This is a genomic window from Novosphingobium album (ex Hu et al. 2023) (genome assembly GCF_022832385.1).
Taxonomy (GTDB): domain Bacteria; phylum Pseudomonadota; class Alphaproteobacteria; order Sphingomonadales; family Sphingomonadaceae; genus Novosphingobium; species Novosphingobium album.
Genome location: NZ_JALHLE010000033.1, coordinates 69,713 through 82,851 on the forward strand (window position 1 = coordinate 69,713; position 13,139 = coordinate 82,851).

The following is a 13,139-nucleotide window of genomic DNA, read 5'->3' on the forward strand; positions in this document are numbered from 1 at the left end:
TTCTGAAATCGTCCACACCACCATCACAACAGAAGGGCCTTCAGTGACAAGATTTTAATATGGTATGTCGTGTCGTTTCTTAGAATTTAGCTCACCCTTCAAGTGCATCCAACAACAAATCATTATGTTAAATTCAATCTCACCCAGGAGATACCTTTTTGGGTTTCTCTTGAAGAATATCATGAACGAAAGCGAAGACCCCTTTTAGTGAGTAAACGAGCACCACCTTCCACTTCCTTTTAGGATTCTGGATCAGTCGCCACAACCACTCAAAGCCATTTCTTTGGACAAAGCGCGGAGCCCTTTTTTCCTTCTTAGTCAGAAAATCAATAGAAGCCCCGCAACAAATTATTCTTGATGCACCCATTTCGGAAATTATTTTATTGGCAACATACTCTTGTTTCTTAGGACCAATCGCTATTAGGTAGGTTACATTTTCATGTCGAAGGGGGTTTTCTCGAAGTTTTATTTTTAGCTCTCGCTTTATGAGCCGCCAAAGCGCTTCCGAACTGTCAAGGTATGGGCACTCGATGGCGATGAGCTGATTTGGACTTTCTATCTTCCTGACTAAATCTTCTTCAGGGCCGATAATGACCAGCGGCGGCGCGCCTTCCTCGCCGATTAACTCAGCCACCATGTCGGCCCCGGTCCGGATCGGCAGCCGCTGGCCGAACAATCGCGCGGCGCCATTGAGAATACGGGAATCGCACGTCACTATGTTGGCGCTTGCCGCGAAACGGGCCACTTCGATGTCACTTCGGCAAAGGTACATGAGATACGCATTCAACGTCAGTACGATCGCACGTGGGGAGCTACGCAGGGCCTCCGTGGCATCAATGTCAGAAGCTGCCATGATCCGTTGGCGAAACGACAGTTTTGACGCCTCAATCATTCCCTATACCCTCCCAAATGGAGAGACTAACCGCACCTCCGGAGAACTTACGCATTGAAATAGCATCGAGTAAATCGTTTCCGACACGGCCGAACAGGTAGCAAAGGCCGAAAGCCATCTGGCTTTGTGGCAGAAATACCGCCACCAGCCCAACCATGGCAAGGAAGCCCCCACAACCAACGAGCGCGTTGCGCCGGGTGAGAGCCGCGCCACCGATCTGGGTCAGAACGGTAGAGCAAGGACCAACGAAAGTGGAAGCAAGCGGATAAACGAGGTAGCCAAACGCCGACCATCGCATCGCCGGATCAATGCCAAACATGCCTGAAAAAGTCAGGGCCCCAATCAGCACCACTGCGCCACCGATCACGCTCAACAGACGCACGCGGGCCAGGTTTCTGAGAATATCGGGCCTGAGGCCGAACGGCTGGTCTTTCCCTCCACTTCGCAGGCTCGACAGATTGATCAGCAGGAAACGTGTCGGAACAAAACTGAAAAGCGTACCTACGGAAATCGACAAGGTGGCGAGAGCGACAGCTTCCGGCCCATAAAGCCGGCCGAGCAGCACAGGAACGAGGTTGACGTAAAAAGCGAGGGCAGCCGCTCCGGCCATGTATTCGCCCTGCCATCTGACCCAGCCCCAGACTTCATGGATGGCAACAACTGCGCTGCGGATGCCATCATGGCTGTGTTTATCGACGAGAGCCGCTGACCTGTTGGACAGCCAGAAGATGTGGTAGCAGGTCAGACTGATGATGGAGAGTGTCGTCGCGGCAATAACGCTGGTGTCTGGCTTGCCGCTCCACACGAGATTGGCGATCCAATAGCTGAGATTGAGGACCGTCATTCCAAAAAGCGCCGTCGCGGCGGAATTGACCGGTTTGCGCTGAAAGATGGCTTGGGACTCAACCGCGTTCATCAACGTTACTGCCAGAACCATGCCCACTGCGGCGAACACCGAACTGGTATTACCGACTAACAGCACGACTGAAGCGGCGATGACGGTCGCCAAGCACAGATAGAGCCATGCGCCGCGCACCGATGTTCCAGCGCTTTGGTGTTGACGCGCAACATAGGCTGGAACGAAGCCCGCGAAAACAATTCCGACCGCAAGCGAAGCTTCGGCAAGGTAAAGCCTGAGTACGCCATAAATTTCAAGACCGAGCGCTGCAGTGAGGCCAACTGCCAGAACAACGGGAGCAAACCGCGCCGCAATAATGACAACAAACTGCCTCGACATGCTCAATTCGGTCCCGACCTCAATCAATCACGCAAAGCAAAATGCGGTTGTCCCGTTGCGCTTGTCCACACGGGAAAACCCCCTCGAATTCCGGGTGATATCCATGAGGAAGGGACTTCGGATTTCAGGCATATCGATTTCATGAATGGCCCGCACAAGCTTGTAGCCATTCACGCCTTCGGCTCCTCGGGCTTGTAGCGTAAATCATGGATTTCATGCAGACGCATGAGCGTGGCATCGTCGACATCCTGCCAGTAGACGTCGTTCTCGCGAACCTTGGCCTTCACGAAAGTCTCGGAAGTGGCAATCGAGTTGAAACGATAGAAAGTCTCGTCTTCGACCATGCTGTCACGCGCAACCTTGGCGCTCGCGCGTGTAGCCACATCGCCGATACCGTCATGATTGCCGTATCCAAGATGCCTGAGGGCGTCGGCGTAGACACGTGCACTATCACGCACAAGTTCTTCGTAGTCGACGACGACGATGCGCTGCCATGGCGCAGCCTTGGTGCTGTAGGACGACATGAAGCGCTCATACCGCGACACACCTGCAGGAGAAGTCAGAAATCGCTTGAACGACCCCTCGTATCCAAAATGCTGGCGGCTGTATTCATACCAGCTCGGCATCAGCGTACGCACGTTGCGACGCATCACGAAGATGGCGTTGTAGCTCAAATCGTTGTCGTAGTGGGTCTTTTGCAGCGGAAACCCTTTTCCCTCACTGAAATAGCCTGCGATGTGAAGGTCCCTCACGAGGAGGTTGTGGTTGAACCACGTCGTCTCCGGAGTAACGCCATGAAGCTCACCGAGCGCGTTGCTCAATCCGTAGGTAAACATCGTGATGCCGGACTTTGGAAATTCGGCAACGCCCACACAATTGAAAGGCACGATCGGGCATCGCCGGCGCAGCGCTCGCTTGAGCTTGAGCTTCAACTCAGGGGGCAAGGACATACTGATAACTCTCGTTTCTGCCTTTGACTGCATATTGGGGGCGGATGCAGCGCGCCGGATTGCCACCCCAAAAGGCCTGACGGCTGGTCGGTTTGGTTACGACGGAGCCAGGAGCAACAACGCAATGGCCACGAAGATGGGCGCCAGGGCAGATGATCGCCCGTGAATAGATGAAGACGCCGGGCCCAACGACCGTCGGCTTCGCTCTCGTCGGACGAAAGATTTGCTGGTGATCATGGCCATAGCTGAAGATCGCGGTCCCGGACGAAACGGCAACGTCCGCCATCAGGACCAGCCCACCGCGATTGTCGAGCAGAACCGAGTGATTGACAATCACTCGCTCGCGTATGCGTAACGTGTTCGGCTTCAGAGAGAGGATCCGGACGCCGCGCTGCAGCGACGCGGACCAGGCCACACGCTGACCGATGGCCTTGAGCAGGGCCACGCGCGCAATAGAGAACGGCAGGAGAAGCAGAAGAAGATTGATGACCCAGATGCAGATGAAATAGCATTGTCGGATCAAGCTCTTAAACAAGACATCTCGCTCCCTTTGAACGCTCAGGTGCTCTGCAATCGTTCTTAGCCTTGCTCAAGGAACTGTCCACAGGTCCGGCAAACACTATCCTCGACATCGATTTTATGTGGCCTCCCCATGTTACGAAGGCGATCTGCAGTCATCGGCTTGCCCCGCGCCCCGTTTCGCAGGGTCATGCACGATCCTGGCTTCAAAGCCCATAGACTATTCCCGCTTTTCCTTAGCGTCAGGACCCATTATTCACGCCATCGAGGCCCCCGAATGGCGAACATATCGGGGCAAATTGTCCGCCGGGAAGGCTGGTTACCTTTCCCAGGGCGATTTGGTTCGAGATGGAATCCATCCGGGCCTCCAGCAGGGATTTGTCCAAAATGGCCCAGCGCCGATGCGGAGTTGGAGCAATGGTCGCCAACCATCCGTACCGCACGCGCGCGCGTTCAGCTGAACGTTTCGGACGGCCTTTGCCCACGAGAACTCCATTTCGCAAATCGGAGCGCCACGGCTGTCAGGCTGCTGCAGACGGCATCCAGCGCATGCGCGACTGATCCACTGCTACTGAACGATGGCCAGCTTATCAAACCATGTGTTCGTATCACCTTCCGGCGCCGCCTCAAGCTTCACCCATTGCGTGACACAGTCCTGTGCGGGAACATCAAATTCGAACCGAAAAGACCGGCCATTTTCCCCCGCAGGAGGCAGAACGAATCTCCCCAACACCTTACCGTGCTCGCAAAGTATGCCGATGGCGGGCCGGCCGGCAATATTGGCAGGCACGCGCCCGGCCGTACCGGTCAGTGCGTGACGGCCTGCGGCAAGACCGACCAATTGCGTTGCCGCAACCCCGGCCATATCTTCTTGCGTTTCAATCCATAGACCAAAACCACCTGTGGGCACGGAACTTCGAAACGCATGGATGTTTTCATCCTTGCGCAAGGACCAGGCAAATGGAAGCGTGCCAGTAACCTCTTCGAAGTCTCCTCCTTGCATCGTTCGAGTTGACCCTGCTCGGCCCTCCAGTCGATTCACGGTGTTGATGGCTTCGCGTTCGGCATTCAGCGCGACCATACGAAGAAGGATGCTCTCAACCAGACGACGCTCTCCCGGACGCGACAGGTCCGGTTTCAGCGCCGCAACGACGGCCGACATCGCCTGAGGGTCATTCCCTTTGGCGCTCATCATGAAGGCGAACTCGTCCGACCATGACGGGCGCTCTGCCAGAACGGGCAATAGGTTCTCAAGAATCGCGGGCTCTGCAATAGCCTCGACCAATATGGGTATGAGGGTCTGGCGGCTTTCTTTCGATACCCGCATTGCCCGATCGTAATGGAGGATCACTTCATGAACATCATCACGGTTTACCGCATCCTCAACAAGCCACATCTGGGACAGCAAATTACGGCGTGACATCGCCTCCGACAGGCGGAAAAGCTTGCGGGCATGCGACGTATCATGCCGGTAGTCCGCGACCGCCCCCAGCATGCCAAGTGCATAACTGTTGACCGGTTCACGCAGCGCTGCGTCTCGAAGTGACTTGTGCATCTGCGCAAGTTCCGCGGACTGCACAGGTGGAGCGTTCAGCGTGTTTCCCGCACTTGCCACCCTCGGCATTACACCTGCAGGCCACCATTCATTGGCCAGGTCAGGGTATCTCTCACCAAACGCGAAATTGAGTGAAACCCCAATCGACACCCACAAGGCCAGCACGGTGCCAAACAAGATCGCAACTAGGCGGACGACATTTAGAACACCTGGCACATGCGAACCGTTCATCACCTGGCGGCTTTTCCGGAATCGGGTTCGCCATAGCCATAGCCGTAACCATAGCCGTAGTCGTAGCCGTAACCGGTGAAAGCCTGCTTCGAATCAAACTTTGTTACGATCGCACCAAGGAGATTGATTTCGGCGGCACGAAGCCGTGAAAGCGCAGTTCGGATGCTCGATTTCTTGGTGCTGTGCGCCTCAATGACGAAACAGACCCCCTCGACCTGATTGGCGAGCAGCGGTGCATCGGCAAAACCCATCACGGGCGGTGCGTCGATAATAACGTAATCAAAATCGGGTGTGAGTTCGTCAAGAATATCTTTGAAGTGCGTGTCAGCAAGCAACTCAGCTGCGCTTGGCGGTTGAGGACCCGCAGGAATAATTGACAGGTTTTTGATCTCCGTTGCCTGGACGGTATCAGCGGCCTTCATGGATCCGGTCAAAAGATTGCTCAGACCGCGCGCCCCATCACACTGAAACATATAGTGAATGCTAGGCGCACGCATGTCACTGTCAATAAGCAGAACATTGCGGCCTTGAGCTGCCAAGGTCTTTGCCAAGCCGTAAGACGTGAGCGATTTACCTTCCGCCGGCCGTGAACTGGTGACGGCGAGGGTTTTTGGAAAACCATGACTTGTGGTCAACGCCAACGCTGTCTGGACCGAAAAATACGCCTCGCTCAGCATCGATTTCTGATCGAGCAGCGCCGTTACCGGATCCTCGGTCGCCTTGGGCACCACCCCGATCAGGGGTATGTGCAGAAGCTCGACTACTTCGGCGGGATCAGAAAGTGTATCTTCGAACATTTCGAGGATGAACGCCAATCCGAGCCCGATGGCGCCACCAGCAATCAGCGAGATCGCCAAATTGATTAGCAGTTTCGGCTGCGACGGCTTCTCAGGGACATCGCCGGGATCGACAACAGCGATATTATTGATACCGACACCGCCAGCAACGCCGATTTCCTTGTAGCGCTGCAAGAGTGCATCATACAATTGTCGGTTTGTATCGGCTTCACGCATCAGTATATTGTACTGCGTGCTGCGCCGACGCAGATCGAACAATTTGGATTTTAGTGAATCAACCTGCTCCTGAAGCGCAGCCTCCCGCTTTTCGGCAGCATGATACGTGTTTTCCAGGGTAACCTGCACCCGTGCGTTTTCTTGAGCGATTGATTTATCCAGCGAAGCAATTTTCGCCTTCAAGGACCGGGCGGGAGGGTACGCGGGATCGAAGCGTTGCAACATGTCCGCATACTGTGATGTGAGTTGGGCGCGTTGCGCGCGCATCTCCGAGATGGCACTGTTTGACAATGCCTCTTGGACGGCAGCGTCTCGCGATTTCAGGCGGCTCTGCGCTTCAATTCGCTCAGCCGTAGCAGTCGACAGTTCCTTGTTCAAAGAAACAAGATCTTCCGTCACCAGCGAGCGCTCGGGCCCGCTTCCAGATATGCCTTGTGAGCCATTGTCGCTGGGCAGGCTCACGATGCCTTGCCGGGCAGCATAGTCGACCAGTTGCCTCTCCGCGAGGTCAGTCCGATTTCGCAATTGCCCGAGACGATCTTCGAGGAATTTGCGAGCATATGCAGTAGCAGCATATCGGCGATCAAGTGTCGCCTTAATGAAATGCGTGGCCCATGCATCAACAATTTTCTTCGAAAATTTTGGATCAGGGCTAGTGAAGCTAATCGTCGCCAGACTGGAAAGATCTTCGATTGAGACACTCACGTTGTTGAGTAGTATGTCTCTGGCCTCTCTCAAGCGCTCTTCACGGGTGGATGCGCCAACGACAAGATGATCGTTTTCAAACCAGTCAGATGCCTTATTTGATTTGAACATTTCAAAAAAGGCTGCATTGTCTTGCAAACGATTATCGGCCGCCACGGCTTCGGCAAGGGTAACTGATGTCAGCAAACCTTCCTGTGTCGCATAAAATTCGGGATTGACTACATTTGGTGCAGTAGCATCAACGCCTTGAACGTTAGTGAAATTTCCGTCTTCGCGACGAATTTCAAGAATACTGGTCGATTTGTACTGGGGCGTCATCAACAGCGTAACAATTAGCCCAAGCAGAAATACTGCTGATACCACCGTCGCAACAAGCCATTTACGCCTGTCCAGAATCGACAAAACCTGTGGCAAGTTAATGTTGAAGTTGGCGTCGTTCGATCCATCCAAATCCACAAAATGGTTGGCATCGGCATCGTGCATTGCGTTTACACTGGCTCTATACTGCATGGATGTTCGCCACCTAGGACAAATATTATCGCAAAAGAATAATTAGCGGCGTAGTAATAAGCGGCGCGGCGGTAATGATGTCACGGAACAAACGCCGAGCCTGACTATCGCCGACATAAACAATATCATTCGAAAATATTTCGGGATCATCGTACATGCCCTGCCGAATAGCACGCAGGTCATACAAGGCAGCGTATCGCTTTCCCTCCACAGTGCGAAATACCACAACATAGTTTTCGCGGGCAAATTCCGTCGTACCTGCCGCCTGAGCGATTGCGCGCATCAACGACATGCGCCCGGCCAGGGGAAACACACCAGGTTTCGCCACCGATCCATCGACGGTGAAGATCTGGCTTGCCGCGTTCGCGATGTTCACCGTCACCTGAGGATCGAGCACATGCGCCTGCCGGAGCTTTTTCTCGAGGACACTTGTGAGCTCGCCAGTCGTCAGTCCGGAAACCTGCAGCTGCCCGACCAAGGGTAGCGCAATCTGTCCGGTAAGGTCGACCGTGACGCTCTTGCTGAGCTCGGGGATACCAAAAACGTCTATATTCAGATTGTCTGATGGGCCAAGGACATAAGGCCTGGGAGGAATAACCAGATCTTCACGAACAGGCTCAGGAAGAGGCTTGTTTTCATAAATCGCCAGATCGGGCCGCCCTACCAATTCGGGTGCGGAACATGCCGAGCAAAGCAGTACGGCAATCGACGCACCACCTGTAATAAGTTTCTGGTTCATGAAAACCTTAGTGGAATGGCCAGCCCTCGTGAGGATGAGCGTTGGTTAGCCTTGGCATCGCCGGGTTACAACCCCCTTCCATGCGCCCTTCGAGAGGCGTAAACTGCATCAGTTTCCAGTTAGTCAGCTGCGACAATGCCACTGCGCTTAGCGCTCGTGCTTTTTGAGACCTCGGCGGCGGAGGCGCACTTGGCGGCGGCGACGCGCCAAATTTATCCCGCCCACGCTGCCGGCAACTACAATCAGCGCAATCAAACAAAGCGCTATTATCTCGCGCACTTCCAAGCCAAACATCTCTTCGGATGCTCCCCACTTAAGGCATTGAAAATTTAATCCTCAGCCTCGGCAAAAAAGCTCTGCAGCGAAATTTTACCTGACTGGCCAATTTACCCACAACCGGAAAAAAAATGGCGGCCCTTGCGAGACCGCCATTCTTTTTATCACTTTCCGTGACAGCTCAGGGGCTGTCGGAACCGCTCGCAGCCGCGACGACACCACCGATGACAACAGCACCGGCGATGACAGCGACAACCGTGCCGGTCATCTTGTTCGACTTCTTCGCCGAGGTCGAAGCCTTGACGCTAGCGACCTTGGCGATCGAAAGCGGTGCGGCCGTATTCGCCAGCGCCGGAGTGGCGAACAGCGACGAGACGGCAACTGCGGCCAACAGTTTGCTCACGCGCATATCTATGCTCCTTTGATTTAGATCTAAATCACCTTTTGATTATCAACGATTTCGCAAATGCACAAGCCAATTAGGCGGCCGGATCAAGGCGTTCGCCCAAACGAGCGCGATTTCGGACGAACTGAGCCTCTGAAAATCGGCGCTGTTTCAGGCGGCTTCAGCGTTGCGCGGGCAGCACTCCTGAACAATCCACCGCTCCTTGCCCTCGAAGCCCATTGCTGTCAGCGCACCGCCAGACCGGTAGGCCCCCGTGTCGATTCCGATGCGGTGCCGCAGGTCGACCACGTCGTCAAAAACCGTGTGTCCGTGAACCACCACTTTTCCCGGCACCCCCTCGCCCGACAGGAATTCTTCGCGAATCCAGCGAAGATCCTTGGGGCGCTGATCTTCAAGAGCAATCCCGGGCCGGATGCCGGCGTGGACGAAAACGTAGTCTCCCTCGATGAACATATTCTCGAACGTTGCGAGAAAGCTCCGGTGCGCCGGCGGAACGGCGGCCCGGACCATCTCGACAAGGGCCTCATAGTCAGCGGCAGCGTAGGCTTCCGCCGTAATTCCATAGCTGAGCATCGTTTCCCGTCCGCCGATCCGGTGAAAAAGGCGCAGCAGCTTCACATCGCCCTCCAGTGCAGCCAGAAGGACTTCCTCGTGATTTCCCAGAAGGAACCGCGTCCCGGGCCTTTCCGCACGCAGCGCTATCAGGCGGTCAACCACGCCCGCTGAGTCTGGGCCGCGGTCGATCACATCGCCCAGAAAGATGAGGTCTCCACGCATCCCGCCCCGCGCCTCCTCGTCGCGAGCGATGCGATCCAGCAGCCCGTCGAGAAGATCGAGGCGTCCGTGAATGTCGCCGACGGCATAGATCCGGCGGCCGTCTGGCACCTTGGACGCGGGCACGACGGCTTTCCGGCGCCGAGAGAAGAGTTTCGCAATCATTCGCGGGGCGCTACATTGCCTCTCATGAACCTGGAATGCCTGCCCATACGCAACGGCCGCCGTTTTGCAATTGCGAAGAGACGAAGCGAAACAATGAGAGGCCACAGCGTCATATTGGCATTGCTGGCACTGGCCGTTGCAGCCACAGCCAGTCCGGCCGGAGCTGCGGATGACGAGACATTCGAGGCAGTCCGCGCCGCCGACACGGTGATCGCCAGAATCGGATACCGCCTCGCTATTGCCAATGCACCGCTTTGTGACAGTCTCGAGCCAGGACTCGGGCTCGTCCTGCAGACTCCGGAACAATATGACACGGGATTGCGCGAGGATGCCGTGCGCCATTTCCACATGGACGGTGCAATTGGCGTAGAGGCGGTGCTTCCCGGCTCTCCCGCTGCCGCTGCCGGAATCGAGGCCGACGACGTCCTCGTCAGCGCCGGATCCGCCCGGTTCAACCCATCCGCACCGGACGCTGCCGCCACGACGCAAGGCCTGATCCGTGCAAGCGCCCTGATTGCCGCGCTCCCCGCAGGCACCCCGATCGAGATCCACGGGCGGCGCAACAGCCAGGATTACGTGCGCATGGTTGATCCCGTCCCCGCCTGCCGCACACGCTTCGAAATGCTGATCAGCAATGGCTACACGGCGCAATCGGACGGCGAGATGGTGCAGGTCAGCAGCCGCTTCTTCCAGGAATATCCCGAAGACCAGCTCGCGGCACTGCTAGCACATGAATTCGCGCACAATATCCTGCATCACCGCGAGCGCATGGAAGAAATGGGCCTGTCCTTCGGAATGCTGTCAGGCTTCGGCCGAAATGTCCGCTATTTCCGCGAAACCGAACTGCAAGCTGACATCCTGTCGGTCTCGCTGCTCGCCAACGCAGGCTACGATCCTGAGGCAATCGTGCGGTTCTGGCAGGCATTCGGTCCCTCACATGCCAGCAGCATCCTGCTCGACCGGTCGCATCCGGCATGGAAGGACCGGGTAGCAACCGTCGAAAAGGCTATTGCCGATCTGGGCCACACGCGCCCGAGCCGGCCCCCCGTTCTGGCCTCACGCGACAAGCCTCTGCAAGGAGACTGGCAAGCCCTGCTGGTGAAGGCGCGCTGACGAACTTGCCCAACGCGCCCAACGCGCAAGCATCCAACGCCGGTCAGCTGCGGTGCAGCCGGCTGCGGCGATGTCCGTAGAGGGCGTAGAGGACAAGGCCCGCCGTGTTCCAGAACAGGCACCAGAGCTGGGTTTTGGCCGGGAGGCTTGCGAACAGGTAGAGACACCCGGCGACCGTGGCGGCGCCGATCCACAAGCCGAGCGGCGCGCGGAACGGGCGGTGCATGTCCGGTGCCCGGAAACGCATGACCATCAGGCAGGTGCCGACGGCGATGAAAGCGATCAGCGTGCCGGCATTGGCCAGCGCGGCGATCTCACCGATAGGCAGAACACCGGCCAGCACGGCGACGAGGATCGCCGTCATCACCGTGATGCGAACTGGCGTGCCGCGCCCGGAAAGGCGAGCGAGACCTGCTGGCAGGAACCCGTCGCGCGCCATGACCAGGAAGATGCGGCTCTGGCCATAAAGGAAGGCGAGGATAACCGTCGGCAGCGCGATCACCGCCGCTATCGCGATCACGCGGGCGACACTGGGTCGGCCGAGTTCGCGCAGGATCAACGCCAGCGGCTCCGGACTGTCGGCAAAGCGCGCAAACGGCAGCGCGCCCACGGCTGCTGCCGCCACCAGCACATAGACAAGCGTACAGATCAGCATGGACCCGACAATGCCGATGGCCAGATCCCGTTCCGGCCGCTTGACCTCTTCAGCAGCGGTCGAAATCGCATCGAAACCGTAGAAGGCAAAGAAGATGATCGCTGCCGCGGCCATGACACCGCGCTCGACATGATCCGGTCCCATGGTCTTACCGAAGCCATACGGCATGAACGGCTCGAGATGGGCCATATCGAAATATGGGAGCGCGACGGCGACGAAGGCAGCCAGCGTAACCATCTTGAGGACGACCAGCGCCATGTTGACCCGAGCACTTTCGTGTGTGCCCAGCATCAGCAACCCGGCCACTACGGCGATGATGAAGACCGCTGGCAGGTTCGCAACGCCGCCCAGTTCCGGCCCCTGCGTCAACTCGACCGGAAATCCGATGCCCGTCAACAGGGCGCTGGCGTAGCCCGACCAGCCGACCGCGACGGCCGACACCACCAGTGAATATTCGAGGATAAGGCTCCAGCCGACTACCCAGGCAATCGCTTCGCCCAGCACCATGTAGCTGTAGCTGTAGGCGCTGCCGGCTGCAGGCAGCATCGCCGCCAGTTCGGCATAGGCCAGCGCGGCGCAGGCGCAGATCGCCCCAGCGATTGCAAAGGAAATCAATACGGCAGGCCCGGCCCGGTCGGCGCCGACGCCGATCAGCGTCAGAATACCCGTGCCGACGATCGCGCCGACCCCCAGCGCGATCAGGTGGGGCCAGGACAGGCTGGCCACCATCTTTTCGTCCTGCCGTTCGGCAACGACAGGTTTCCGCCGCATCCAGCCATTCATGCAAAAGATACCACGATGTCTCGCGGAAAGGGCCGACATTCAGACAATGGAACCATCATGCACAAAGAATAGGCCGGACCACATGGCGTTGTCGAGACCGGCTCCGCCAACTCCTGAAACCGGTGTTCTCAGCAAACCCAGCAATTATCCTTAACGGCTCTAACGACCGATTTAAGCGAGTGCCCACTATCCCGACGCTGCGAATCTTACCGCAACAGGGATAACAATTGTGAAAACGAAAACACTGCTTCTGCTTGCAACGGCGTGCCTACTGCCTTCGCCAGTTCTCGCGGCCGATGGAGAGGCCAATGCCGAAACCGCATCGCAGGATACGGCACAACCCGCCGAAAAGCGCGTCAATCTGATGACCACCGGCGTGGCTCGTGCCCGCGACCGCCTCGACAGCGCCACCTCGACCAGCACCCTGACACAGGCAGAAATCGAGAAGTACGGCGCCCGCTCGGTGGCTGAGATCTTCCGCAATATTCCGGGCATGCGCGCCGAAAGCACCGGCGGTGCCGGCTTCGCCAACATTTCGATCCGCGGTCTGCCGATCGCGCTGGGCGGCGCGAAGTTCCTGCAGATCCAGGAAAACGGCCTGCCAACGCTGGAATTC

General features: G+C 57.0%; 12 protein-coding genes. 2 read left to right on the plus strand and 10 right to left on the minus strand.

Annotated features, from left to right (window positions below):
- Positions 1 to 139: 139 nt before the first annotated feature.
- The 9 genes from MTR64_RS17845 to MTR64_RS17885 all read right to left on the minus strand — a co-directional run bounded on the left by MTR64_RS17845 (position 140) and on the right by MTR64_RS17885 (position 9,933).
- A complete protein-coding gene (locus MTR64_RS17845; RefSeq protein WP_243995859.1) occupies positions 140 to 853 on the minus strand; it encodes a WecB/TagA/CpsF family glycosyltransferase in 714 nt (237 codons plus the stop codon).
- A gap of 31 nt (positions 854 to 884) precedes the next feature.
- Positions 885 to 2,129, minus strand: a complete 1,245-nt coding sequence (locus MTR64_RS17850) for a hypothetical protein (RefSeq protein ID WP_243995860.1) — start codon at positions 2,127 to 2,129, stop codon at positions 885 to 887.
- 170 nt (positions 2,130 to 2,299) lie between these two features.
- Positions 2,300 to 3,061, minus strand: a complete 762-nt coding sequence (locus MTR64_RS17855; protein ID WP_243995861.1) for a sulfotransferase domain-containing protein — start codon at positions 3,059 to 3,061, stop codon at positions 2,300 to 2,302.
- Between the two features lies 1 nt (position 3,062).
- Positions 3,063 to 3,614: an acyltransferase gene (locus MTR64_RS17860; protein WP_243995862.1), complete on the minus strand. Its 552-nt coding sequence runs from the start codon at positions 3,612 to 3,614 to the stop codon at positions 3,063 to 3,065.
- A gap of 552 nt (positions 3,615 to 4,166) precedes the next feature.
- Positions 4,167 to 5,384: a hypothetical protein gene (locus MTR64_RS17865; RefSeq protein WP_243995863.1), complete on the minus strand. Its 1,218-nt coding sequence runs from the start codon at positions 5,382 to 5,384 to the stop codon at positions 4,167 to 4,169.
- On the minus strand, positions 5,384 to 7,585 hold the full coding sequence (locus MTR64_RS17870) for a GumC family protein (protein ID WP_243995864.1): 2,202 nt from the start codon (positions 7,583 to 7,585) through the stop codon (positions 5,384 to 5,386). Before MTR64_RS17870 ends, MTR64_RS17865 begins: the two co-directional genes overlap by 1 nt.
- Positions 7,586 to 7,637: 52 nt before the next feature.
- Positions 7,638 to 8,351: a polysaccharide biosynthesis/export family protein gene (locus tag MTR64_RS17875; protein WP_243995865.1), complete on the minus strand. Its 714-nt coding sequence runs from the start codon at positions 8,349 to 8,351 to the stop codon at positions 7,638 to 7,640.
- 457 nt (positions 8,352 to 8,808) lie between these two features.
- A complete protein-coding gene (locus tag MTR64_RS17880; RefSeq protein WP_243995866.1) occupies positions 8,809 to 9,030 on the minus strand; it encodes a hypothetical protein in 222 nt (73 codons plus the stop codon).
- Between the two features lie 153 nt (positions 9,031 to 9,183).
- Positions 9,184 to 9,933, minus strand: coding sequence for a metallophosphoesterase (locus tag MTR64_RS17885; protein ID WP_327194289.1), 750 nt, complete (start codon positions 9,931 to 9,933; stop codon positions 9,184 to 9,186).
- A 132-nt stretch (positions 9,934 to 10,065) separates the two neighbouring features.
- On the opposite strand from MTR64_RS17885, the gene MTR64_RS17890 reads away from it, so the two are divergent.
- Positions 10,066 to 11,085 (plus strand): M48 family metallopeptidase, encoded by a 1,020-nt coding sequence (locus MTR64_RS17890; RefSeq protein ID WP_243995868.1) that lies wholly within the window; start codon positions 10,066 to 10,068, stop codon positions 11,083 to 11,085.
- A 43-nt stretch (positions 11,086 to 11,128) separates the two neighbouring features.
- Here the strand turns inward: MTR64_RS17890 and MTR64_RS17895 are convergent, their stop codons facing one another.
- Positions 11,129 to 12,523 carry an amino acid permease gene (locus tag MTR64_RS17895; protein WP_419144960.1) on the minus strand — a complete coding sequence of 465 codons (1,395 nt, stop codon included), beginning with the start codon at positions 12,521 to 12,523 and terminating at the stop codon, positions 11,129 to 11,131.
- A gap of 229 nt (positions 12,524 to 12,752) precedes the next feature.
- Between MTR64_RS17895 and MTR64_RS17900 the strand changes: the two genes are divergently transcribed.
- Positions 12,753 to 13,139: Plug domain-containing protein (locus MTR64_RS17900; RefSeq protein WP_243995870.1), on the plus strand; the 387-nt coding region annotated here is incomplete at its 3' end.

Excerpts from the sequence above, each read along its gene's own strand:
- MTR64_RS17865 (WP_243995863.1), bottom strand. The coding sequence starts at position 5,384 with ATGAACGGTTCGCATGTGCCAGGTGTTCTAAATGTCGTCCGCCTAGTT.
- MTR64_RS17875 (WP_243995865.1), bottom strand. The coding sequence starts at position 8,351 with ATGAACCAGAAACTTATTACAGGTGGTGCGTCGATTGCCGTACTGCTT.
- MTR64_RS17890 (WP_243995868.1), top strand. The coding sequence starts at position 10,066 with ATGAGAGGCCACAGCGTCATATTGGCATTGCTGGCACTGGCCGTTGCA.
- MTR64_RS17870 (WP_243995864.1), bottom strand. The coding sequence starts at position 7,585 with ATGCACGATGCCGATGCCAACCATTTTGTGGATTTGGATGGATCGAAC.
- MTR64_RS17845 (WP_243995859.1), bottom strand. The coding sequence starts at position 853 with ATGGCAGCTTCTGACATTGATGCCACGGAGGCCCTGCGTAGCTCCCCA.
- MTR64_RS17850 (WP_243995860.1), bottom strand. The coding sequence starts at position 2,129 with ATGTCGAGGCAGTTTGTTGTCATTATTGCGGCGCGGTTTGCTCCCGTT.
- MTR64_RS17895 (WP_419144960.1), bottom strand. The coding sequence starts at position 12,523 with ATGAATGGCTGGATGCGGCGGAAACCTGTCGTTGCCGAACGGCAGGAC.